22 protein-coding genes and 1 pseudogene are annotated in these 23,681 nt (G+C 59.1%); 11 read left to right on the top strand and 12 right to left on the bottom strand.

Translation table 11 applies throughout. From position 1 onward, the window contains the following. Positions 1-43: 43 nt before the first annotated feature. The 8 genes from ACODS3_RS04070 to ACODS3_RS04035 are packed head-to-tail and all read left to right on the top strand — an operon-like array spanning position 44 to position 9,003. On the top strand, positions 44-961 hold the full coding sequence (locus ACODS3_RS04070) for an ABC transporter permease (RefSeq protein ID WP_201003030.1): 918 nt from the start codon (positions 44-46) through the stop codon (positions 959-961). 8 nt (positions 962-969) lie between these two features. After that, positions 970-1,878, top strand: coding sequence for an ABC transporter permease (locus ACODS3_RS04065; protein WP_201003032.1), 909 nt, complete (start codon positions 970-972; stop codon positions 1,876-1,878). A 16-nt stretch (positions 1,879-1,894) separates the two neighbouring features. Then, on the top strand, positions 1,895-2,896 hold the full coding sequence (locus tag ACODS3_RS04060) for an ABC transporter ATP-binding protein (RefSeq protein WP_489033358.1): 1,002 nt from the start codon (positions 1,895-1,897) through the stop codon (positions 2,894-2,896). Then, entirely contained in the window at positions 2,893-3,879 is a 987-nt protein-coding gene (locus ACODS3_RS04055) for an ABC transporter ATP-binding protein (RefSeq protein ID WP_201003036.1), read from the top strand. The genes ACODS3_RS04060 and ACODS3_RS04055 overlap by 4 nt, the downstream gene beginning before the upstream one ends. Beyond that, the gene (locus ACODS3_RS04050) at positions 3,876-5,303 is read left to right on the top strand and encodes a M20 family metallopeptidase (RefSeq protein WP_489033356.1); all 1,428 of its coding nucleotides are present in this window, start codon (positions 3,876-3,878) and stop codon (positions 5,301-5,303) included. The genes ACODS3_RS04055 and ACODS3_RS04050 overlap by 4 nt, the downstream gene beginning before the upstream one ends. Beyond that, positions 5,300-6,472, top strand: a complete 1,173-nt coding sequence (locus ACODS3_RS04045; protein ID WP_489033354.1) for a M20 family metallopeptidase — start codon at positions 5,300-5,302, stop codon at positions 6,470-6,472. Before ACODS3_RS04050 ends, ACODS3_RS04045 begins: the two co-directional genes overlap by 4 nt. Positions 6,473-6,522: 50 nt before the next feature. Continuing rightward, complete coding sequence (locus tag ACODS3_RS04040; RefSeq protein ID WP_201017687.1) at positions 6,523-8,043, top strand: amidase; 1,521 nt, start codon at positions 6,523-6,525, stop codon at positions 8,041-8,043. Positions 8,044-8,103: 60 nt separating this feature from the next. After that, positions 8,104-9,003, top strand: coding sequence for an AEC family transporter (locus ACODS3_RS04035; RefSeq protein ID WP_489033352.1), 900 nt, complete (start codon positions 8,104-8,106; stop codon positions 9,001-9,003). Positions 9,004-9,071: 68 nt separating this feature from the next. On the opposite strand, the gene ACODS3_RS04030 is transcribed toward ACODS3_RS04035, so the two are convergent. The 3 genes from ACODS3_RS04030 to ACODS3_RS04020 are packed head-to-tail and all read right to left on the bottom strand — an operon-like array spanning position 9,072 to position 12,130. Beyond that, the gene (locus tag ACODS3_RS04030) at positions 9,072-9,881 is read right to left on the bottom strand and encodes an ABC transporter ATP-binding protein (protein WP_201017689.1); all 810 of its coding nucleotides are present in this window, start codon (positions 9,879-9,881) and stop codon (positions 9,072-9,074) included. An 11-nt stretch (positions 9,882-9,892) separates the two neighbouring features. Next, positions 9,893-10,768: a nitrate ABC transporter permease gene (gene ntrB, locus ACODS3_RS04025; protein WP_201003048.1), complete on the bottom strand. Its 876-nt coding sequence runs from the start codon at positions 10,766-10,768 to the stop codon at positions 9,893-9,895. Positions 10,769-10,795: 27 nt separating this feature from the next. Beyond that, a complete protein-coding gene (locus ACODS3_RS04020) occupies positions 10,796-12,130 on the bottom strand; it encodes a CmpA/NrtA family ABC transporter substrate-binding protein (RefSeq protein WP_201017690.1) in 1,335 nt (444 codons plus the stop codon). Positions 12,131-12,224: 94 nt separating this feature from the next. Here ACODS3_RS04020 and ACODS3_RS04015 point away from each other — a divergent pair, with 94 nt between their 5' ends. Then, positions 12,225-12,416 (top strand): hypothetical protein, encoded by a 192-nt coding sequence (locus ACODS3_RS04015; protein ID WP_201017691.1) that lies wholly within the window; start codon positions 12,225-12,227, stop codon positions 12,414-12,416. A 3-nt stretch (positions 12,417-12,419) separates the two neighbouring features. Here ACODS3_RS04015 and ACODS3_RS04010 read toward each other — a convergent pair whose 3' ends face one another. The 5 genes and pseudogenes from ACODS3_RS04010 to ACODS3_RS03990 form a co-directional block, all read right to left on the bottom strand. After that, complete coding sequence (locus ACODS3_RS04010) at positions 12,420-13,715, bottom strand: nitrate regulatory protein (RefSeq protein WP_201017692.1); 1,296 nt, start codon at positions 13,713-13,715, stop codon at positions 12,420-12,422. A gap of 149 nt (positions 13,716-13,864) precedes the next feature. Then, on the bottom strand, positions 13,865-14,686 hold the full coding sequence (locus tag ACODS3_RS04005; RefSeq protein ID WP_489033348.1) for an alpha/beta fold hydrolase: 822 nt from the start codon (positions 14,684-14,686) through the stop codon (positions 13,865-13,867). Positions 14,687-14,843: 157 nt separating this feature from the next. Next, on the bottom strand, positions 14,844-15,410 hold the full coding sequence (gene phnN / locus ACODS3_RS04000) for a phosphonate metabolism protein/1,5-bisphosphokinase (PRPP-forming) PhnN (protein ID WP_489033346.1): 567 nt from the start codon (positions 15,408-15,410) through the stop codon (positions 14,844-14,846). A 125-nt stretch (positions 15,411-15,535) separates the two neighbouring features. Then, a complete protein-coding gene (locus ACODS3_RS03995; protein WP_374063376.1) occupies positions 15,536-16,300 on the bottom strand; it encodes a methyl-accepting chemotaxis protein in 765 nt (254 codons plus the stop codon). Positions 16,301-16,393: 93 nt separating this feature from the next. After that, a pseudogene (locus ACODS3_RS03990) lies at positions 16,394-17,425 on the bottom strand (HAMP domain-containing protein); the annotation flags it as partial. Positions 17,426-17,953: 528 nt separating this feature from the next. Between ACODS3_RS03990 and ACODS3_RS03985 the strand changes: the two are divergent. Then, positions 17,954-18,787, top strand: a complete 834-nt coding sequence (locus ACODS3_RS03985; protein ID WP_201003060.1) for an HDOD domain-containing protein — start codon at positions 17,954-17,956, stop codon at positions 18,785-18,787. Positions 18,788-18,853: 66 nt separating this feature from the next. Here the strand turns inward: ACODS3_RS03985 and ACODS3_RS03980 are convergent, their stop codons facing one another. Then, complete coding sequence (locus ACODS3_RS03980; RefSeq protein ID WP_489033344.1) at positions 18,854-19,858, bottom strand: alpha/beta fold hydrolase; 1,005 nt, start codon at positions 19,856-19,858, stop codon at positions 18,854-18,856. Positions 19,859-20,025: 167 nt separating this feature from the next. Here ACODS3_RS03980 and ACODS3_RS03975 point away from each other — a divergent pair, with 167 nt between their 5' ends. After that, positions 20,026-20,973: a LysR family transcriptional regulator gene (locus ACODS3_RS03975; RefSeq protein WP_201003064.1), complete on the top strand. Its 948-nt coding sequence runs from the start codon at positions 20,026-20,028 to the stop codon at positions 20,971-20,973. Here the strand turns inward: ACODS3_RS03975 and pstB are convergent. From pstB to pstC, 3 genes are read right to left on the bottom strand one after another with little or no spacing between them, the layout of a single operon-like run. Beyond that, positions 20,954-21,733, bottom strand: coding sequence for a phosphate ABC transporter ATP-binding protein PstB (gene pstB, locus ACODS3_RS03970; RefSeq protein ID WP_025259634.1), 780 nt, complete (start codon positions 21,731-21,733; stop codon positions 20,954-20,956). The genes ACODS3_RS03975 and pstB overlap by 20 nt on opposite strands. Further along, a complete protein-coding gene (gene pstA, locus ACODS3_RS03965) occupies positions 21,733-22,617 on the bottom strand; it encodes a phosphate ABC transporter permease PstA (protein ID WP_201017696.1) in 885 nt (294 codons plus the stop codon). Before pstA ends, pstB begins: the two co-directional genes overlap by 1 nt. After that, positions 22,614-23,609, bottom strand: a complete 996-nt coding sequence (gene pstC / locus ACODS3_RS03960) for a phosphate ABC transporter permease subunit PstC (protein WP_201017697.1) — start codon at positions 23,607-23,609, stop codon at positions 22,614-22,616. Before pstC ends, pstA begins: the two co-directional genes overlap by 4 nt. Between the last annotated feature and the right edge of the window lie 72 nt (positions 23,610-23,681).

Genomic DNA, 23,681 nt, shown 5'->3' with positions numbered 1-23,681 from the left:
GCGCACTCATCAATGTCATCCCATGGATACAAGGTCACTTGCCATGTTTGGATTCCTTCTGCGCCGTCTGGGTATCGCCTTGTGCGTGGCGATTACCGTGTCGGTCATCAGTTTCTCCCTCTTGCACCTTTCAGGTGACCTGGCTACCGCCATTGGCGGACCGGAAGCCACCAGCGAACAGATCGAGCAGATCCGTGTGCAGTACGGCCTCGACAAGCCGCTGGTCACTCAATACTTCAACTGGCTGAGCGACCTGCTGCGTCTGGATCTGGGTGATTCGTTCTTCTTTCAGGAGTCGGTCTACAACCTGATCGCCTCGCGTCTGTCGATCACCCTCGGGCTGGGAGCCATGGCTTTAGGCATTGCCCTGTTGATCGCCATTCCGCTGGGCGTACTGGCGGCGGTCAAGCGTGACACCTGGATCGATCGTCTGGCCTTGAGCATCGCGGTGCTGGGTCAAGCAATGCCCAGCTTCTGGTTTGCCCTGATGCTGATCGTGGTGTTCTCGGTCACGCTGAAATGGCTGCCGGTTTCCGGCAATGCCACCTGGGCGCATTTTGTGATGCCCGCCATTGCCCTGGGTTACTACGCCACGCCGGCCATCATGCGCCTGACCCGCGCCGGGATGCTCGATGTACTCAACTCCGACTACATCCGCACCGCTCGCGCCAAAGGGCTGCGTCCTTCTACCGTGCTGTTCAAGCACGCGCTGCGCAATGCCTTGATCCCCGTGGTCGCACTGGCGGCCGTGGAGTTCGGCTTCATGCTCGGCGGCTCGGTGGTCATCGAGACGGTGTTCTCCCTGCAAGGCATCGGTCAACTGGCCTGGGATGCCATCGCCCGTGACGACTTCCCGGTGGTTCAGGCCGTGGTGTTGCTGATTGCCGTGATCTACATCGTTCTCACCCTGCTGGCCGACGTGCTCAACGCACTGCTCGACCCGCGCATTCGCGTGAAATAGGAGGCCCCATGAGCACGACAACTTCATCTGCTCTGGTCATCAACGACTACCAGCCACCGGCGAAAAGCATCCTGCGGTCCCTGCGCAACAGCCTGCGTCATCGCGGCTTTGCGATTGGCATGCTGCTGCTGGCAATCATTCTGTTCGGCGCGTTGTTCGCGCCGTGGCTTGCGCCTTACGACCCTTACGCTCAGGACGTCATGCTGCGCATGAAGCCGCCGGTATGGATGGCCAATGGCACCTGGGATTACATTCTGGGCACCGACAAGCTGGGCCGCGATTACCTGTCGCGCCTGCTTTACGGCGCTCGAATCTCACTGTTCATCGGTTTCTCGGCGGCACTGATTTCCGGCTTGATTGGCACCATCATGGGCCTGCTGGCAGGTTACTTCGGCGGCAAGGTCGATGCCGTGATCAGCTACCTGATCACCACCCGCCTGGCCATGCCCGTGGTCATGGTCGCGCTGGCCTCTGCCTCGCTGATGGGAGGTTCGCTGAAAGTGGTGATCATTCTGCTTGGTTGCCTGCTATGGGACCGTTTCGCAGTGGTGGTCCGCGCGGCGGTGCAACAGATTCGCGATGCCGAATATGTCGCCTCGGCCCAAGCGTTGGGTTGCTCGACCTTTCGCATCCTGGCCAGTGAAATCCTGCCCAATCTGGTGGGCGCGCTGATCGTGGTTGCCACCCTGGAAATGGCCCACGCCATCCTGCTGGAGTCCGCGCTGTCGTTTCTGGGCGTGGGCGTACAACCGCCGATTCCGTCCTGGGGCCTGATGATCGCCGAGGGCAAGCCCTACATGTTCTTTTCCCCCTGGGTCATCGCCATTCCCGGTGTCGCACTGATGGTGCTGGTGCTGGGTATCAATCTGGTCGGTGACGGCCTGCGTGACTTGATCCTGCCCGATGGGCGCAACTGACAGAGGATATCCGGACATGGCTCTCTTGCATGTTGAAAACCTGCGCGTCGATATCCCTCTTGGCCAGGAAACCCTGCACGCCGTTCGCGGCCTGGATTTCCATGTCGAGCGCGGCGAAATGCTGTGCATCGTCGGCGAGTCGGGATGCGGCAAATCCCTGACGTCCCTGGCGCTGATGGACCTGCTGCCGCGCAAGGCAAAACGTACCGCAACGCAACTCAGCCTGGACGGCATAGATATGCTGACCCAGAGCGAACGCCAGATGTGCGACCTGCGCGGCAACCGCCTGGCAATGATCTTCCAGGAACCCATGACCTCGCTGAACCCGGCCTACAGCATTGGCGATCAGCTTTGCGAGGTCCTGCTGCGTCACCGCAAGGTGTCGCGCAAGGATGCCATGTTGCGTGCAGGGCAGATGCTGGAAAAGGTCGGCATCAGCAATGCGGGCGAACGCCTGCGTCAATACCCGCATCAATTGTCGGGCGGCCTGCGCCAGCGGGTCATCATCGCCATGGCGTTGATGTGCGAACCCGATGTGATCATCGCCGACGAGCCGACTACAGCGCTGGACGTCACCATTCAGGCGCAGATTCTGCGGCTGATTCGCGACCTTCAGAAAGAATTCGGCATGGCCGTGATCTTCATTACTCACGATCTGGGGCTTGTGGCACGTATCGCGGACCGGGTTGCGGTGATGTACGCCGGGCAAATCGTCGAGACAGCACCCGCCGTGCAGTTGTTCGAGAACCCGCAGCATCCTTATACCCGCGGTCTGCTGGCCAGTATCCCGATTCCGGGGCGCACGCAACCGGGTCAGCCGCTGGGATCGATTCCCGGTCTGGTGCCGAGCCTGGTAGGCGAACAACAGGGCTGCGCGTTCCGCAACCGTTGCTCACAAGCGATTGAAGCCTGCGCCAGTCACGTACCGCCCGTGGAAAGCGACGACCACATGGCCCGCTGCCTGTTTGCCACTCCCGCAGCAGCACCCGTCTTTCACCGGGAAGGAGCACTGTCATGAAAAAAGATATCGCTCTGGAACTCTGTGATATCCGTCGGGAGTTCAAGATCAATCGCGGCTTCTTCAAGCCATCGGCCACCCTGAAAGCCGTGGATGGTGTGTCCTTGCGCCTGATGCGCGGTGAAACCCTGGGGCTGGTGGGTGAGTCCGGCTGTGGCAAGAGCACTCTGGCAAAGATGCTGCTGGGCTTGCTGCCACCGAGCAGCGGTGACGTGCTGGTCAACGGCAAACACCTGGCCGCCACCGACCGCAAGGAAATGGCGCGACGCATCCAGCCGATTTTCCAGGACCCCTACTCTTCCCTGAACCCGCGCAAGACCCTGCGTGAAATCGTCACCCTGCCAATGATCGTGCACGACATCGGCACCACGGCCGAACGCCGCAAGCGCACCGAAGAAATGCTCGATGTGGTCGGCCTGCCAAAGCGCGTGATCGACAGCTATCCCAGCCAGCTTTCCGGCGGCCAGCGCCAGCGTGTGGCCATCGCCCGTGCGCTGATCATGCGCCCGGATGTGTTGATCTGCGACGAACCCACTTCGGCGCTGGACGTTTCGGTACAGGCGCAGATTCTCAACCTGTTGCAGGACCTCAAGCGTGAGTTCGGCCTGACCTATCTGCTGATCAGCCACAACCTGGCGGTGATCGAACACCTGGCAGACCGAGTCGCAGTGATGTATCTGGGCCGCATCGTCGAAGAGCGCAGCCGCGAATCGCTGTTCTCCGAGCCTGGCCATCCTTATACCCAGGCGCTGCTGGACTCGGTGCTGACACCCGACCCGCATCTGGGCATTCCCGACCTTGGCCTGCATGGCAACTTCCCCAACCCGATGTCGCCCCCGACCGGCTGCGCCTTCCACCCGCGCTGCCCCAGCAGCGGTGACACCTGCAAGCAACACTATCCGGCCAATGCTTCCGTCAAGGGCGGAACCGTGCGCTGCCATCTTCGCGACACCCCTCAAACCCTGGAGCTCGTTGCCTCATGAGTAGTCGCTCGAACGCTATCGAAAACGTCTGCGAACAATTCGACAACGGCGCTTTCTTCGCCCTGCTGCAAAGCAGTGTCGCCTACCCGACCCAAAGCCAGGAAGCCAGCAGCCTGCCGGAGCTTTATCGCTATCTGAAGGAGTTCATCACGCCGCATGTGGAGCGCCTGGGTTTCAATGTGCAGATTCATGAAAACCCGGTGACCGGACGCGGGCCGCTGATGATCGCCAACCGCATCGAAGACCCGCAACTGCCAACCCTGCTCAGCTATGGGCACGGCGATGTAGTGCGCGGTTACGACGCGCAATGGTACGAAGGCCTGTCGCCCTGGAATGTCGTTGAACGTGGTGAGCGCTGGTACGGTCGCGGCACGGCGGATAACAAGGGCCAGCACCTGATCAATCTGACCGCACTGGAGCAAACCCTCAAGGCCCGCAACGGCAAGCTGGGTTTCAATGTGAAGCTGCTGCTGGAAATGGGCGAAGAAGACGGCTCCCCCGGCCTGCGTGCATTTTGCGAAGCGCATAGCGAAGCACTGGCGGCCGATATTTTCATTGCTTCCGATGGTCCGCGTCTGGCGGCGTCACGACCGACGCTGTTTCTCGGCTCGCGGGGCGTCTTCAATTTCGAGCTGAACGTGGACTTGCGTGAAGGCGCGCATCACTCCGGCAACTGGGGCGGTCTGCTGGCCAATCCGGGCATCATCCTGGCCAACGCCATCGCCAGCATGGTGGATGAAAAAGGCCGGGTGAAAGTCGCCGGGCTGATGCCCAAGGCCATTCCTGAAAAAGTGCGTGAGGCCCTGGCGGATATCGAAGTGGGTGGCGGCCCTGGCGACCCGGATATCGATCCGAATTGGGGCGAGCCAGGCCTGTCCCTGAGCGAAAAGGTGTTCGGCTGGAATACCCTGGACGTGCTGGCCTTCAAGACCGGCAACCCGGAAGCGCCGGTTCACGCTATTCCCGGCAAGGCCATTGCTCACTGCCATATGCGCTTTGTCGTGGACAGCGACTACAACACGTTCATACCGGCAGTACGCGCCCACCTGGACGCTCACGGTTTCAGCAAGGTCGAGGTGAAGCAAAGCCGGATCGATGTCATGCACGCCACCCGCCTGTCACCCGACAGCCCGTGGGTTGAATGGGCGCTCGATTCGCTGGCCACCACCACCGGCAAGAAACCCGCGTTGCTGCCCAACCTCGGTGGCTCGCTGCCCAATGACGTTTTTGCAGAAGTACTTGGCCTGCCCACGGTCTGGGTGCCACATTCATACCCGGCGTGTTCGCAGCATGCTCCCAACGAACACCTGCTGGCGCCGGTGGTCAAGGAAAGCCTGCAAATCATGACAGGTCTGTTCTGGGACCTGGGCAATGATGCTGCACGCCTGACCCGCGAACATCAGGCACTGGAGAACGCCTTATGAATGAAGCTCAAAAGCAGGCCACCCAATGGCTCGCCGGACAGCACGATGCCATGGAGTCACTGCTGCAACGGCTGGTGGATACCGACTCCAACAGCTACGACAAGGCCGGCGTCGACGCGGTGGGTGAACTGCTCGCCGCCGAACTGCAGGCCGACGGCATCGGCGTCGAACGTATCGCCATCGAGAACTTTGGCGATGTCCTGCTGGCCGAACTGCCCGGTGGTCCGGGCAAGCCGGTCCTGCTGCTGGGGCATCGCGACACGGTTTTCCCCAAAGGCACCACCGCCACTCGCGGCTATTCCAAGGATGAAAAACTGGCCTACGGCCCGGGCGTGGCGGACATGAAAGGCGGGCTGGTGCTCAACTGCTTCGCCCTCAAGGCCCTGAAACGCCTGCCACCGTTGCCGTTTCCGGTACAGATTCTCTATACCGGCGATGAAGAGATCGGTTCGGGCAGTGCCCGTGTTCATATCGAACGTCATGCCCGTGCAGCCCAGGCCGTGCTCAACCCGGAACCGGGACGCGCCAGCGGCAATGTCGTCAGCGCCCGCAAAGGTGGTGCCACGCTGATCATCGAAGTCAGTGGCCGCGCCGCACATTCGGGGGTCAATCATGCCGACGGCGCCAGCGCCATTCAGGCACTGGCGCACAAGATCATCAAGCTGCATGCCTTGACCGACTATGCGGCAGGCATCACCACCAATGTCGGTTTGATGTCCGGCGGCACTTCCAGCAATACCGTCGCCCCCAGCGCCACGGCAAAGCTCGATGTGCGCTTTGTGGAACTCAGGCAATGGGATGAAATTCTCACGGCCATCCAGGCCATCGTCGATGAAGAGGAGCTGCCCGGCACATCGGCCCGTCTGCTGGAAGCCACCACGTTCCTGCCCATGGAGGCCCGACACAGCACCGACCTGCTGCGTCTTTATCAGCAACAGGCGACCGAACTGGGCTTCATCGTGGAAGGCGAGTTCACCGGCGGCTGCGCCGACTCAGGATTCACTGCCAGCCTGGGCATCCCGACCCTGTGTGGATTGGGGCCGGTCGGCGGCAAGGTGCATACCGATCGCGAATACCTGGAACTGGCGACCCTGGTTCCAAGAGGCCAGGCACTGGTCGCGACCATTCTGGCGCTGAATGAATCATCCGCCCCTACACCAACCCCGTAGGAGCGAATTCATTCGCGAAAAGCCCACCGTTTATTCCAAGGACTGCCCTCATGCCTCACTCCGACCTGCTCAGCAAACCCGCCACCGAACTGCGCGCCCTGATCGGCAATAAACAGCTTTCCCCCGTCGAGCTGCTGGACGCCTGCATCCAGCGAATCGAAACCCTGAACCCGAAGATCAACGCCTTTTCCGCCACCTGTTTCGAGCGGGCCCGCAAGGAAGCGGTAGAGGCAGAACAGGCGGTGATGCAAGGCAAGCCGCTGGGGTTGCTGCATGGCCTGCCCATCGGCATCAAGGACCTGGAGGAAACCGCCGACGTCCTGACCACTTACGGCTCGTCGCTGTTTCGCGACAACGTGCCCAGCCGTGACAACCTCTTCGTGACCCGTCTGCGCAGTGCCGGGGCGATCATGGTCGGCAAGACCAACGTCCCGGAAATGGGCGCAGGAGCCAACACCCGCAATGTGGTCTGGGGAGCCACCGGCAATCCTTTTGATCCAGAGCTGAACGCTGGCGGTTCATCGGGCGGTTCGGCTGCTGCGCTGGCGGTGGATATGGTGCCGCTGTGCAGCGGCTCCGACACTGGCGGCTCGTTGCGTATTCCCGCTGCACTGTGCGGCATCGTTGGCCTGCGGCCTTCACCGGGTCTGGTACCCAGCGAGCGCAAGAAGCTTGGCTGGACCCCGATTTCAGTGGTCGGCCCCATGGGCCGAACTGTGGCCGATACCTTGCTGCAACTGCGGGCATCGGCAGGTCTGGGCCAGTCCGACCCGTTGAGCTATACCGTCGACAACGACGAGTTTGCGCCCCGCTCCATCGACCTGAGCCAGTTGCGCGTCGGTTACAGCGAAGACTTTGGCAGTTGCGCCGTGGATAACGAAATCCGCGCTGTGTTCCGGGCAAAAATCAATGCCATCAAGCACCTGTTCAAGTCCTGCGAGGCCATCGACCTCAATCTGGAAAGCGCCCATCGCACCTTCGACGTGTTGCGCGCCGAAGCCTTCGTCGCCGGTCTTCAGGATGCCCATGAGCGTGACCCGGACGCACTCGGCCCCAACACCCGCGCCAACTATGAAATGGGCGCGGCCATGTCGTTGCAGGATTGCGTCAAGGCCCATGGCGAACAGAGCCGCATCTTCCGCAGCTTCCAGCAACAGTTCGAGCGCTATGACCTGATCCTCTCCCCCACCACACCGGTTTCGCCCTTCCCGTGGACCGAGCTGTACCTGCGAGAAGTCAATGGCGTGCCGCTGGACAATTACTATCGCTGGCTGGCGCTGTGCTACACCATCACCCTGACCACCAACCCTGCCGTCTCGATCCCCTGTGGCCTGGACCACAAGGGCATGCCATTCGGTCTGCAAGTGATTGGCGGTTTCCGGGGCGATGCCGTCTTGATGGCCTGCGCCCAGGCGCTCGAACAGGCCACCGCAGGCGACCCTCGCCTGTCACGTCCGCGCCCGGACCTGCAAAAGCTGATGGATTCGGCGGTGGATCTGACCCATATCGTCACTCATCCACCGATCTATGGTGGATCGAGCACGCTCAAGCCGGATATAGGGGCAATGTGATAGGCATGGCCGGGTCCAGAGCGCCATAATGCCCGGCCATCCCCCAAGGAGCTTGAATCTGTGGCCGTTTCCCAAGCCATCCTGCCGATATTTCTGTTGATCGTCCTGGGTTACGTGCTGGGACGCCGCAAAGCACTCACTCCCGATAGCACCAAGGCCTTGAGCAATCTGGCCTTCAAGCTGTTCATGCCCATGGTGCTGTTTACCGGCATGGCCAAGGCGCCACTGCACGATGGTCTGGATATACGGATACTGGCAGCCTACTTCGTACCCGCATTGATGGTGTTTGCGCTGGTCAATCTGGTGAACCACCGCTTTGCCGGCAAACCGACACCCTTCGGCCTGACAGCGAGCTTTTCCAATAACGTGCTGATCGGCATTCCGATGATCGCCGGTCTGTTCGGCAATCCCGGGCTGGTCCTGCTGTTTACCGTGATTGCCGTTCACAGCCTGTTGCTGTTCAGCTTCCAGAGCCTGTACGACAGTTTTGCGGGCAACGAACCGTTCAATTCGCGCTCTTTGATTGCGAGCCTGGCGAACCCGATGATCATTGGCCTGTTGCTGGGCGTGGCGCTGAACCTGTCGGGCCTTGCATTACCGGACTGGGCGGACCACCTCACCACATGGCTGGCCCAGGCTGCCCTGCCCTGCGCATTGATCGTGCTGGGTGCCAACCTTTCCAGCTACCGGCTGACACCCAGCGCCGAGGCCTTGGGTATCACCTTCGCCAAACTGGCGCTGATGCCGCTGCTGGTGTTGCTGGCCTGTATCGTGCTGGGCATAGAAGGCATGCCACGGGCGGTGCTGGTGCTGATGGCTGCCGGACCGTCCGGGGTCAATGTGCTGGGTTTTGCCCGGACCGTGCCGGACGTCCAGAAAACCAGCTCGGCGATTTGCCTGACCACCATTCTGTCGGCAGGGACATTGCCGTTGTGGATTTGGATCGGGACACTGTTTTAAACATCTGTGTAGGAGCGAATTCATTCGCGAATTGTCATTTTCGCGAATGAATTCGCTCCTACCGGGGATCAGACGGCCACCGCCTCCACCTTGCGATGCTTCTCGTACAGGAAGCTCAGCACTGCATGGCGATACTGGTTGTACAGCGGGTCATCGGCCATGGCGATGCGGTTGCGCGGGCGCGGCAGGTCGATCTTGAGGATTTCGCCAATGGTCGCCGACGGGCCATTGGTCATCATCACGATACGGTCGGAAAGCAGCACCGCTTCGTCCACGTCATGGGTGATCATCAGCACCGTGTTCTGCAACTCACTCTGGATACGCATCACCTCATCCTGCAAGTGCGCACGAGTCAGTGCATCCAGTGCGCCGAAGGGTTCGTCCAGCAGCAGGACCTTGGGTTGCATGGCCAGTGCGCGAGCAATACCGACCCGTTGCTTCATACCGCCGGATACTTCACTCGGGCGCTTGTGCAGGGCATGACTCATGCTGACCATGTCCAGGTTATACAACACCCATTCATGACGCTCGGCCTTGCTTTTGCTGTGCTTGAACACCTTGTCGACCGCCAGCGCCACGTTTTCGTAGACCGTCAGCCAGGGCAGCAGCGAATGGTTCTGGAACACCAGGCTGCGATCCGGGCCCGGTGCGCGAACCTCCTTGCCATCCAGGATCACCGCACCGCTGGTGGACTCGGTCAGCCCGGCCACAATGTTCAACACCGTCGACTTGCCGCAGCCCGAGTGGCCGATGATCGAGATGTACTCGCCCCGTGCCACATCCAGATTGACGCCGGTCAGGACCTGGCTGGAAACCCCGTCGCGCTCGAAGGTCTTGCTGACTTTTTCGATGCTCAGATACTTGTCTTGCGCATTCATGTGCATGCTCCTTAACCGGCCGATGTGCCGCGAGTGACGAGATGACCGACAAAGGCCACCAACCGGTCGAGTAGAAACCCGACGACACCGACGTAGATCAGCGCCAGGATGATGTCGCTGATGCGCGAGGCGTTCCACGCATCCCAGATGAAGAAGCCGATACCCACGCCACCGATCAACATCTCGGCGGCAATGATCGCCAGCCATGACAGACCGACACCGATGCGCAGGCCGGAGAAGATATAAGGCGCCGCGGCAGGCAGCATGATCTTGCAGAAGTACTCCACGCCATTGAGACGCAGGACCTTGGCCACGTTGCGGTAGTCCTCGGGAATGTTGCGCACGCCCACCGAGGTATTGATGATGATCGGCCAGATCGCGGTGATGAAAATCACGAAGATCGCGGACGGATGGCTGTCCTTGAAACCGGCCAGCGACAGCGGCAGCCAGGCCAGTGGCGGAACCGTACGCAGGATCTGGAACAGTGGGTCCAGAGCACGCATGGCCCAGGCCGACTGACCGATCAATACCCCGAAACTGATCCCGGCGATGACTGCCAGCGTATAGCCGTAGGCAACACGTTGCAGGCTGGCGAGCAGTTGCCAGGCCATGCCCTTGTCATTGCCACCGTTGTCATAGAACGGATGAATGATCAGTTCCCAGGTTTCATGGATGACCTGAGTCGGCGGCGGCAAGGCCGCGCCCTTCCCGCTGCAGAGCATTTGCCACAGCAACAGAAACAGGGCACCCACCACCAGCGGCGGCAATACACTCTGCATCAGAAACTGACGCAGGTTCTTGAATCTGGCAGGCCAGCGACTGGCAGGCTTGCCGGTGACAGACACGGGCGTTCCCGCGGCCTTGAAGCTTTTACTTTCAGCGTTCATCGATTTCTCCCAAGCGAGTGGCCACGATCAAGACAGTGCCTTGATGGTCTGGCTGTCCAGATAGGCCTGCGGGTTTTGCGGATCAAAGGTCTTGCCATCGAAGAACGTCTCGATGCCACGCGAGGTGGAGGCCGGAATCTGTGCCGCTGGCACGTTCAACTCAGCCGCTGCCTTGCGCCAGATGTCTTCGCGGTTGACCTTGTCGACCAGCGCCTGGCTGTCGAAACCTTGCGGCAGGTAACCCCAGCGTTTGTTCTCGGTCAGGAACCACAGGTCATGGCTCTTGAACGGATAGGACGCGAACTCGTTCCAGTAGCGCATCAGGAACGGGCTGTTTTCCACAACCTTGCCGGTGCCGTAGTCGAAGTTGCCTTTCATGCGCTGCACGATGTCTTCGTAAGGCGCATTGATCCAGCGGCGCTTGGCGCAGATCTGAGCGACCTCTTCCTTGTTTTCCGGCTGGTCGCAGAACATCTGCGCTTCCATCACAGCCTTGAGCAAGGCCTTGGCCGAGTTGGGGTTGGCGTCTACATAATCGGCACGCAACGCCAGGGCCTTTTCCGGGTGGTTGTTCCAGATCTCGCCGGTGGTGTTGGCGGTGTAACCGATTTTCTGGTTGACCAGTTGTCCGTTCCACGGCTCGCCCACACAGAAACTGTCCATGCTGCCGACTTTCATGTTGGCGACCATTTGCGGTGGCGGCACGACGATGGTCGACAGGTCCTTGTTCGGGTCGATGCCACCTGCCGCCAGCCAGTAGCGCATCCACAGGTCATGGGTGCCACCGGGGAAGGTCATCGCGGCGTTGAGGCTCTTGCCTGCCGCTTTCTTGGCAGCCAGGGCGGCCTTGAAAGGTGACGAGTCGAGGCCCAGCTTCAGGTCGGCGTATTCGCTACCCACGGAAATGCACTGACCACCGACGTTCAGACGGGCCAGGATGTACATCGGAACCGGCCGGTTGTTGGGCGTGATCTTGCCTGCGGCGATCAGATAAGGCATCGGCGTCAGGATGTGCGCACCGTCGATGCCGTTGCTGGCCGATCCCAGGACCAGGTTGTCGCGTGTCGTTCCCCAGGAGGACTGTTTCAGCACTTCGACGCCGGTCATGCCGTACTTGGCAAACAGCCCTTTCTCGTCGGCAACGAACAGTGGCGCGGCATCGGTCAGGGCGATGAAACCCAGCTTGGCGGTGGTGGTTTCCAGACCATCGGTGCCAGCGGCCCAGACCACGGACTGCAAGCCCGGCGGCAGAATACTCAGTGCCGCGCCGCCACCCAGCAAGCCCAGTGACTGTTTGAGGAAAGACCGCCGAGGCGCATTTTGCGGGCTGTCTTGCTCAAGGCTATCTGGCTTCTCGTCCATATCGTTCCCCCAAAAACACGCATAAAAAAACGGCGTACACACGCTCCAGGCCTTTGCCGATGAACGTGTGGACGCCGTTGTCCGGAATTCGCTTATGTGCCGCGGTCTTCGTCTGGAAGCACCCGGCTTGCATAACCTGCAAAGCAGTTTGCATGCCAGCTTTGCGGCAGCCATGAACCGCGTGGGTTGTAGCGAAGATGAAGCGTCTGGATCGCTGTCCACCGCCGGAGCGTTTCGCACAGTAGTGGGGCGCTGCCTGCGCCGATTGCCCGGCGCAAGTGCATAAGGCTCAATGTCGCTTGCGTGGTGCCGGACGAGCTGCGGCGAAGGCAAGCAGGGTCTGGGAGACATCAACCATACGCTGGCCGCGCTCCATTGCCGACTGGCGCAGACGCTCGTAGGCCTGGCCTTCGCTCAACTGATGTTCATCCATCAACAAGCGCTTGGCACGCTCGATCAACTTGCGCTCATTAAGGGCTTGTCGTGCCTCTTCAAGCTCATCGTTGGCGCTCAGCAGGCGCTGGGTCTGGGACTGCAACAGATCCAGAACCGAACGCCCCAGATGCGGCCCAAGGCCATCAGCTGGCGGACTGTCCATATCGATAGCCTGGACACTGAACAGCCGCGCCTGATCGACACTGCCCTCAGCTTCCAGACTCACCAGACGGGTCAACAATTGTCGATGGTTGTCCAGATCGGCGCGAGCCTGCTTGATGCTCTCCTGACAACGGACCAGAAGTCCGTCAGCCAGATAGATCTCGATATCGCGCATGGCATCGATGCGCAGGGTATTGAGGTCGAACCACACCTCCGAAAGCATCGAATCGACTTTCTCGGCCTCGGAGGTCTTCAACGCTACCCCCCGCAGACGCCCGAGTTGCGCCACGCAATCGCTGCTTTCCTGATTGCGCCACAAACGCCGGGCATCGTCGTCGGCGAACTGGATGAAGGTCTGGAAACAGCGCTCCTGGCTCTGGACCAGATGTTCCAGGCGATCATGGGCAGCCGCATCGAAATAACCTGCCAGAAAGCCACCTACGCCACAGGCACGCTCCTGCCCTGCCAGTTCCTTGCCCTGCATGAAATTGAACATCGCCACCAGAACGCGGGTAACCACCGGGTCGATGGCAGTGTCAGCGGCCTCGAATACAACCGCCAGCAAGCCACCGATCAGACGGCTCAACACCATGGTGGCGTCCTGAGGCGTCAGCCGCTGCTCGCGAATGCGTCGCCGCAAACCCGGCAGTTCATCCAGCCCATGCATGACATAGGCAATGCGGTTAAACAGGCGGGCACGGTCGGATGCACTGGCCGCGTCCAGATCGATGCGCTCGAAACAGACCAGGACCCGAGCTTCTATAGTCTTGGCTTCGGCGGTCAGCACATCGAGTTGGGTCAGATGATGGGCCTTGCCGCTGCCCAGATACATATTGGAATAACCACGCTCACGTTGCAGGGCATGCACCAGTTGGCCGACCTGGGTCACCATCTGGCAGGTAGACGCCAATCCTTCCAGGCCTTCCAGTTCGCTGCGGCGCGCAGCCAACATGAAACGCAACGCTGCGGGCATGTTTTTATCAGTCATGGAATAGCTTCACGGGTGGAGTTAGGGGTCTCCATGCAAAAGCGGGTCCATGCCTCAATCCGGAAGAGGTATGTTGTTTGAAATTGGTCTTCGCGACTGAAGTCGCTCCTACGCGGGTTGCAGGAGCGAATTCACTCGCGAAAGGCAGGTCATTGCTTGATGAAATCCAGCAGATAGCCGTTGATCTCATCGATCAATGTCGTACACATGCCATGGGAAGCACCGGGGATGATTTTCAGCACCGAACCTCGGACCAGCTCTGCGCTTTTGATGGCAGAAGCGGAAATGGGTACGATCTGGTCGTCATCGCCATGCAGGATCAAGGTAGGAACATCGAATTTCTTCAGGTCTTCGGTGAAATCGGTTTCGGAAAACGCCTTGATGCAATCCAGTTGGCCCTTGATCGAACCCAGCATGCCAATTGCCCAGAACGTATCGATGGTTCCTTGTGAAACATCAGCACCCTCGCGGTTGAAACCATAGAACGGTGTCGCAAGATCCTTGAAGAATTGCGAACGATTGGCCGTCACACCCTCGCGGATTCCATCGAATACCTCAATGGGCAGGCCCTCGGGATTGGCCTCCGTCTTGAGCATGATCGGCGGCACAGCACCAATCAGCACAGCCTTGGCAACCCGCTCCGTACCGTGGCGGCCAATATAGCGGGCGACTTCACCGCCGCCTGTGGAGTGGCCGACAAGAATAGCGTCCGTCAGGTCCAGCGCCTCGAACAGTTCGGCCAGATCGTCGGCGTAGGTGTCCATTTCATTACCGTCCCAAGGCTGGCTTGAACGGCCATGGCCACGCCGATCGTGGGCAATGACGCGATAGCCGAGGCGGCCCAGGAAGTTCATCTGGGCATCCCAGGCGTCGGCATCCAGCGGCCAGCCATGGGAAAACACTATCGGTTGCCCGGTGCCCCAATCCTTGTAATAGATCTCGGTGCCATCTTTGACTTTCAACAGGCTCATAAACATCAATCCTCATGTTATGCAGCAGTGACAGGAACAAGGACGACATTCGAGCGACGTAATACGCAATCGACGCATCGAAGGTGTGGGAATTGAGACTAGACCTGAATAAGGGCACAGCCTTGTATAGGTGTGCCCTACTGGACCGGTGGTTCGGTCAGGCGGGTTCGCGCTGGCTGTCGATGTAGCGGATGAGGTTGCTGACGGTCTGTTGCAGGTCGCCGGAGTTATCCAGCAGGAACACGGAAGGGTTACTGGCCAGCACATTCACGGCAAAGGAAGCATTGCGCTCCAGCCTTGCCTCGATTTCCGGGACTGACTCACGTCCTCGTAGCAGCAGACGCTGACGCAAGACCTGCTGATCAACGGTCAACAGCACCGCCAGCAGATTCGGGTAACGCACCAGCGCCTGTTGCAGATGAGCCCTTGAACCGTTGATAAGCACGTTATGCCCTTCAAGCAGCCACTGCTCTATCTCTTTGGGAATGCCGTAATGCAGACCATTGGCCTGCCAGCTCAAGGCGAAGGCGCCCTGCTCGCGCATGCTCTCGAACTGCTCAACGCTGACGGCCTGAGCCGCCTCGCCAACAGCTTCGGCAGAACGGGTGATGACCCGCCGCACGATCCGGCAACCGTTGCGGGTCAATGTTTCCCGTGCGGCATCCAGCAGGCTGTCCTTGCCTGAGCCGGACGGCCCGATGAGATAGATCAACCTGCCCACCATCAAAACACCCTCGCCAGACTTTGCGGGTAACGGCAGGCCGTGGTGAGCGATTCACACCACGGCCAGTAAAAGACTGGCCGGATGATAATCGTTCAAGGGGACTTTCAGTAGCTTCTTTTACCCGATCAGATGCGGAAGCTGCCGACCAGTTGCTGTAGGCGAGCCGCCTGCTCTTCCAGCAGGTTGCAGGCATCCAGGGTCAACCGGAGGTTATCGACGCCCTGCTGGTTGAGGGTGTTGATATGCGTGATATCGACGTTGATCGATTCCACAACGGCGGTCTGCTCTTCGGTTGCGGTCGCGACCGACTGGTTCATGCCGTTGATTTCATCGATACGTCGAGTAACGCTGCCCAGACGCTCGCCAGCACGGTTGGCAATGCTCACGCTGTCCTCGCTCTGACGCTGGCTTTCGGTCATGTTCGCCACCGCCTCGCGGGCACCGACCTGCAGCTCTTCGATCATGGTCTGCACTTGCTGGGCAGAATCCTGAGTCCTGTGCGCCAGGTTGCGGACTTCATCGGCTACCACCGCAAAGCCACGGCCCGCTTCACCTGCGCGAGCCGCTTCGATGGCAGCGTTGAGCGCCAGCAGGTTGGTCTGCTGGGAAATGCTGGTGATCACTTCGAGAATCTGCCCGATATTGGCGGTCTTGCCATTGAGGCTCTCGATGTTGACGCACGACTCGCTGATCTTGCCGGACAGTTCGTTCATCGCCGCAATGGTTTGCTGCACGACGCTCTGGCCTTCACCGGCCAGATCGCTGGCATCGCTGGACTGCTGCGAAGTACGGGCAGCGTTCTGGGCGATTTCATGGGCGGCTGCGCCCAGTTGGTTGATCGCGGCAGCAACACTTTCGGTACGGTTGGATTGCTGATCGGAGTTGGTCATGGATGAGTTGGAAGCCTTGACCACTCGCGTTGCCACTTCACCCAGTTGCCCGGCAGTGGAAGCCACTTCGCGAATCGATGTGTGGATACGCTCGACGAAGTGGTTGAAGGATTGCGCCAGCTCACCGAACTCATCCTGAGAGGTAATGGCCAGTCGCTTGGTCAGATCGCCTTCACCGTCCGCAATGTCACGCATGGCGCGGCCCATCTGATGCAGCGGCTGCATCAGCACACGAATCAGCAGGCCCAGCAGCAGGATGATCACCAGCACGACCACGCCCATGGCGGTGATCGCCGAAGTGCGGAACTCGCTCAGCATCGCGTAGGCCGCATCCTGGTCCAGCACCAGGGCAACATACCAGTTCGCTGTTGCGATGCCTTGAACCGGCGTGAAGGAAATGATCTCGGACTTGCCGCCGGACTCGATCTCGCTGGCCCCGGCCACGACCTTTGGCGTATTGGTCGGATAGGCTTCGCTGATGTTCTTGAGGACCAGCTTGCTGTCCGGATGAATCAGGATCTTGCCATCGGCGCTGACAATGAACGCATAGCCATGCCCGCCGAAATTGAGGGAGTTGATGGTCTTGCTGATGCTGTCCAGGGAAATGTCCGCCCCCGCAACACCTGCAAACTGGTTCTGGATCTTGACCGGAGTCGCCAGGGTGACTACCAGCTTGCCCGAGGAAGCGGCAATGTAGGGTTCGGTGACGATGACGCCAGGAGCATTCTGTGCGGCCTTGTACCAGCCACGGGCGCGCGGATCGTAATCGGCGGCGCGGTTGCCGGCAGGAATGGAAAACATGACGCCTTCGGTGCTGCCGAAATAGCTGAGCTGAAAGTTCTCGCTGTACGCCTGCAAACCGATTGCCCGCTGCAATTGAGGCAGCGTCTTGCCATCGGCGGAAATCTGCTGACCCATCGATTGCAGCAGATGCGAACGGCTCTCCAGCCAAGTCTGAATGTTTTGTGTCGTCAGGCTGCCTAACTGCTGCAATTCGGACAAGACATTGGATTTCAAAGTTTGGCGCTGTCGATAGTCGTTTATGACAATAAACGCACTAAACGCGACAACCACAATCAACGCGGCAGCCAGCAGAATTTTCTTGCTGAAACCTAAACTTTTCATCATGAGGGATACTTCCATGCAAAAACCAAAACGGAGATATAGCGATCACCAGAAAAGCCTGACAACTGTGTCGTTTTTTACGAACCAGGGGGATTGACAAAAACCGCTGTTAGTCAGTAGGTACGTACAATCTGGAAAGCTTTCAGCAACGGCTCGCCCCGAAAACAGAGCGATTTAATATCATACACACAAGCATTTTTCATGACAATTTGGGCGCTTTATTTAAATAAACCTGGCTGACAATATTTCGTATTTAAAAGCGTGTTGTATGACGTCAATAAAGTGTCGAACAATCCTGACTTCATGATCAGGCTTTCAGGTACACATATTTTTTAAACGGATATCCATTACTTGAGGCATAAACGCCCCATAAACTTTGCAATACTTTTTGCAAGGCCTGCCATCGCGTCGACAATACATCGGATGATTTGCTTCGGATGCCAGAGCTGAGATGCACCTCTCACAATGCGCCGGGAAACGTGCAGAGGGGAAAAAACTGACTATCGTTGAATCATCCGACGTACGAGGATGCCATCGATGACTCTTGAAAAACTGTTTGACGATTTGCACAGCCTGCCCAGCATTCCCAAAGTGGCCCAGGACCTGATGCTGCAGTTCGATAACCCCTCCTCCAACCTGGAAAGCATCGCCCGCAATATCGAAAAGGACCCGGTGATTGCCGCAAAGGTACTTCGTCTGGCCAACTCTGCACGGTTTCGCGGCTCCCGGGAGTCATCCAGTATCGAAGACGCGGCCATGCGTCTGGGCTTCAATACCCTGCGCACGCTGGTGATGGCCTCGGCAGTGACGGGAGCTTTCAAGGCCGGTCCGAGTTTTGACCTCAAGGCTTTCTGGCTCAAGAGCTTTCAGGTGGCGGGGATCTGCCGGATGCTGGCCAAGCAGACCGGTGCAGATCCTGAAATCGCCTTCACCTGCGGGGTCATGCATAACATTGGCGAACTGCTGATCCAGACTGGAGCGCCACAAGTGGCCGAGCGCATCAATAATGCCGCTCGCACAGGAGCACCGGGGCGTGCAGCCATCGAAACGCTGCAACTGGGTTTCGGTTATCCGGAAGTGGGCGCAGAGCTTGCCAACCGCTGGCATTTGCCCCACGTCATCAAACAGGCGATTGCCTATCAGGCCAACCCGGTCCAGGCACCGGACAACGCCCCGTTACCACGCATCGTGGCTCAGGCCATCGTGATTTCCGACGCACTGGAAACCGGTGGCGGCGCCACGCCTGAAGCCCAGAAGGCAGCAAGCGGCCCGCTGATGGAAGGCATCGACCTGGACGCCCTCTTCAACGGCCTGCCTCCTGTGCTGGAAGCAGACAAGGCGTTTTCACAATTGCTGTCTTGATTCCCATTATTCGCGAATAAATTCGCTCCTGCCTGGTTTGCGTAGGAGCGAATTCATTCGCGAAGACTATTTCAGGAGCAAACCTGAAACCAGTGCCTTGTTGAACATGACCGGATCTTCCATCTGCGGTGCATGCCCCAGGCCTTTGAACTCCACAAGTGTGGCGCCCGGAATCATCTCGGTAACCTGCTTGCCCAATACCTTGTAATTGCCGATCCGGGCCTTGACCTCCGGTGGCGCGATATCGCTGCCAATGGCGGTGGTGTCTGCATCGCCGATCATCAGCACGGTCGGCACCTTGAGTTTAGGGAATTCGTAGAACACTGGCTGAGTGAAAATCATGTCGTAGATCAGCGCCGAGTTCCAGGCAACCGCTTTCTGGCCCGGCCCCTTGTTCAGACCGGCCAGCATATCGACCCACTTGTCGTACTCAGGCTTCCAGCGCCCGTCGTAATACGTCTTCTGTTCGTAATTGCGAATCCCTTCGGCAGTCACCTTCAACTCACGCTCATACCATTGATCGATACTGCGATAGGGCACGCCCAGAGCTTTCCAGTCTTCCAGGCCAATCGGGTTGACCATCACCAGTTTTTCGGTCTGTTGCGAATACATCAGCGCAAAACGTGTAGCCAGCATGCCGCCAGTGGAATGGCCTATCACCGAAACCTTGTCGATCTTCAGGCTGGTCAGCAAGGCCTGGGTATTGGTTGCCAATTGCTGAAAACTGTATTGGTAGTAGCCAGGCTTGGTGGACGTGCAGAAGCCGATCTGATCAGGCACCACGACGCGATAACCTGCGGCGCTCAATGCCTTGATGCTGTCTTCCCAGGTGGCGGCGCAGAAGTTCTTGCCATGCATCAACACCGCCGTGCGGCCGTTGGCCTTGCCAGTGGGCGCGACATCCATATAGCCCATTTCCAGTGCTTGCCCTTGGGACTGGAAGTTGAATTTATGCAGGGTATGGGGATAGGTGAACCCTTCGAGTTGCTGGCCATAGCTGGGTGTTTCGGCAAACACGGCACCCGGCAACGCAAGTGTCATGAGAAAACCTGCGATCTTTACAGCGCGCATAAAGAACCTCCTGTAGGAAATGGAGCGTGAACATGCGGGAAGGCAGCATGCTGGCCTACAGATTTGCTCCTGTCACGCGGACAGACATTTCATAGTGTTAATGCCGAGTCATATAGACTGTCGCCATCCTTTATAAGTACAACCTGGCCTGGTGCAAAGGAATAACCATGAATCGCAATGAGCTGCGCAAGGCAGACATCAACCTGATGGTGGTTTTCGAGACATTGATGCAAGAGCGCAATGTGACCCGCGCTGCCGAAAAACTGTTTCTTGGTCAGCCGACCATCAGTGCAGCCCTCAACCGGTTGCGCAACCTGCTCAACGACCCGCTGTTCATCCGGGTCGGCCATCGCATGGAACCCACCGCTCGCGCCCATGAAATTCTCAGACACCTGACCCCGGCACTGGATGCCATGTCTGCGGCGCTGAGCCTGGCCAGTGAATTCAACCCAGCGGCCAGCACCATGACCTTCCGCATCGGCATGTCGGATGATGTGGAGTTTGGTCTGTTGCCAGCCTTGCTACAGGCAATCCGCAAGGAAGCACCTGGCGTGGTGCTGGTCGTCAAGCACGTCGACTACCTGAATATCTCGGAAGTGCTGATGTCCGGCGAGATTACCGTGGGCATCTGCCTGACCCGCGACCTGCCAGCCAATGCCAAGCGCAAGCCGTTGCGCAATGTGCAGCCTCGCGTGGTAAGGGCCGACAAGTCATCAACGCCCATGACGCTGGATGAATACTGCTCACGCCCGCATGTAGTGGTGTCGCATGCGGCGAACGTCAGCAGCTTTGCCGATGAATGGCTGACGGCTCTGGGTCGCAAACGCAAGGTGGTGCTGTCCGTGCCGCGCTTCACTACCCTGCCCGCGCTGATGGCCGGAACCGACCTGATTGCCGGTCTCTCCGACTTCACGGCCAGTGCCATGAGTGCGCTGGGGTTATTGCACGATGAACCCTTGCCGTTCAGTACACCGGGGCTGGATCTGTCGATGACATGGCTGAGCGTGATGGACAACGATCCGGCAGAACGCTGGTTGCGCAGCCGGATCGAGGAATTCATGGGCGAGCACCGGACGGCGCCCACCCTGGCGGGAATCAGCCAAAGCGACCCGTGATGTAGTCTTCGGTCTGGGTCTTGGAAGGCTTGGTGAAGATGGTGTCGGTATCGCCATGTTCGATCAGCTCACCCATGAACATGAACGCGGTGTAGTCCGAGCAACGGGCCGCTTGCTGCATGTTGTGGGTCACGATGATCACGGTGAACTGCTCTTTCAGCTCGGTGATCAACTGCTCGATACGCCCGGTGGAGATCGGGTCCAGTGCCGAGGTCGGCTCATCGAGCAGCAGGACCTGAGGACGCAGTGCGATGGTACGCGCGATACACAGACGCTGTTGCTGACCGCCGGACAGGCTGGTCGCGCTGTTCTTGAGCTTGTCCTTCACTTCATCCCACAACGCGGCGCCACGCAGGGCCTGCTCGACGCGATCTTCCATTTCACGACGCGACAGCTTTTCGTGGTGGCGAATAGCGTAGGCAATGTTCTCGAAGATCGACATCGGGAACGGCACCGGCTTCTGGAACACCATCCCCACCTGACTGCGCAGACGGTTCATCGAATAGCCCGGCGCCAGGATATTTTCGCCATTGAGCAGCACTTCGCCGCGCGCTTCCTGTTTCGGGTACATCGAGTAGATACGGTTGAACACGCGCAGCAGGGTGGACTTACCGCAGCCGGACGGGCCGATGATCGACGTGATGCGCTTTTCAGGAATCATCATGTCGATGGATTTCAGTGACTTCTGGTCGTTGTAGAAAAACTCCAGACCGCGCACTTGAATCTTGGTTTTTTCGTTGGCAAGGGAAAGGTTGTTCATCAGGACGCCCTATTGCGCAGAAGAATTAAGCGAGAAAGCAGACTCAGTATCAGAACGAAGAGCGTCATGACCAATGCACCGGCCCATGCCAGGGAGTGCCAGTCTTCGAACGGGCTCATGGCGTACTGGAAGACCACCACCGGAACGCTGGCGATTGGCTTGAGCAGATCGCTGCTCCAGAACTGGTTGCCGAAAGCAGTGAACAGCAGCGGCGCGGTTTCGCCCGTGATACGAGCCAGCGCCAGCAGAACGCCCGTGACCACGCCCGCCTTGGCGGCACGCAGGACGATTTGCAGGGTCAGCTTCCATTGCGGCACACCCAGGGCCAGCGCAGCTTCACGCATGGTCGAAGGTTGCAGTTGCATCATTTCATCGGTGGTACGCACCACAACCGGAATGACCAGCAGGGCCAGGGCCAGGGCACCGGCAATCGCCGAGAAACCTACCTGCTGACCCGTGAGCTGATTGAGCGGCAGCACGACCACGGTGTACACGAACAGGCCCAGCACAATCGACGGAGCCGACAGCAGAATGTCGTTGATGAAGCGTACGGCGTTACCCAGCTTCGAGTAGCGGGCGAACTCGGCCAGCCAGATACCGGCCATCAGGCCGATAGGCGTACCGATCAACAGACCGATGCCGGACATCAGCAAGCTGCCGTAGAAGGCGTTGGCCAGACCGCCTTCGACACCCGGCGGCGGGGTCATGCCGGAGAACAGTTGCAGGTTCAGGGCATCGATGCCCTTGATGATGGTGGTCAGCAGAATCCACACCAGCCACAGCAGACCAAATGCAGTGGCGCCACAACTGAGCACCATTGCGATCTTGTTCTTGATATCGCGAACCCTGTACAGGCTCTCGTTACCGGTTACGGCCTTACTCATAACCCCTCCTTACGCGAAAGACGCGACAACATCAGACGTGCAAGGGCAAGCACGATGAAAGTAACCACAAACAGCAGGAAGCCCAGAGCAATGAGCGCCGAACGGTGAAGGTCGGTGTAGGCTTCGTTGAACTCGTTGGCGATTACCGAAGCGATGGAGCTGCTTGGCATCATCAGGGACGCGGAGAACTGGTGGGCGTTACCCAGAACGAAGGTCACCGCCATGGTTTCACCCAATGCACGGCCAAGCCCCAGGAATACACCGCCAACCACCGCCGAACGGGTGTAAGGCAGAACGATGTCCCAGACCACTTCCCAGGTCGTGCCCCCCAGCGCATAGGCAGACTCTTTGAGGGTCGTCGGAACGGTGCGGAAAACTTCCTGCATCACCGAGGTAATGAACGGCGTGATCATGATCGCCAGCACGATACCGGCAGTCAGCATGCCGATACCCAGTGGCGGCCCCTGGAACAGGGTGCCGATAAATGGCAGGCCGCCCAGGTTTTCGTTGATCCACGGCGACAGGTGTTCAGCCATGAACGGGCCGAACACGAACAGCCCCCACATGCCATAAATGATCGAAGGGATGCCGGCCAACAACTCGATGGCCGAAGCAATCGGCATCCGCAACCAGGGCGGCGCGACTTCCGTCAGGAAGATAGCGATGCCGAAACTCACCGGAACGGCGATCAGCAAAGCCAGGAAAGAAGTAACCAACGTACCGTAGATCGGAACCAGGGCACCAAACTTGCCGTTGTTCACGTCCCACTCGGCACTGGTCAGAAAACCAAAACCAAAGGTCTCGAATGCCAGAGCACCGCCCCACAAGGTCGACAGGGCAATACAGCCCAGCAGCGCAAGCACCAGCATGGCCGCGCCTTGCAGCGAACGTCTGAACCATGCGTCATGTCGATGATCCCGCTTGGCGCGTCTCTCTCCTTCGGAGTCGATATCAGAGACGTTAGCGGACAGGTATTGGGTGTTTTCAGTCATGTTGAGTCCACTCGCAAGAAAAAGCCCCTGTCATCGAACCGATATCGCGGCCAATGACAGGGGTGAGCTACA

It is taken from the genome of Pseudomonas sp. FG43, from assembly GCF_057809175.1.
The sequence above is the reverse complement of the archived record's forward strand: the minus strand, read 5'-3'. Positions and strand labels throughout refer to the sequence as shown.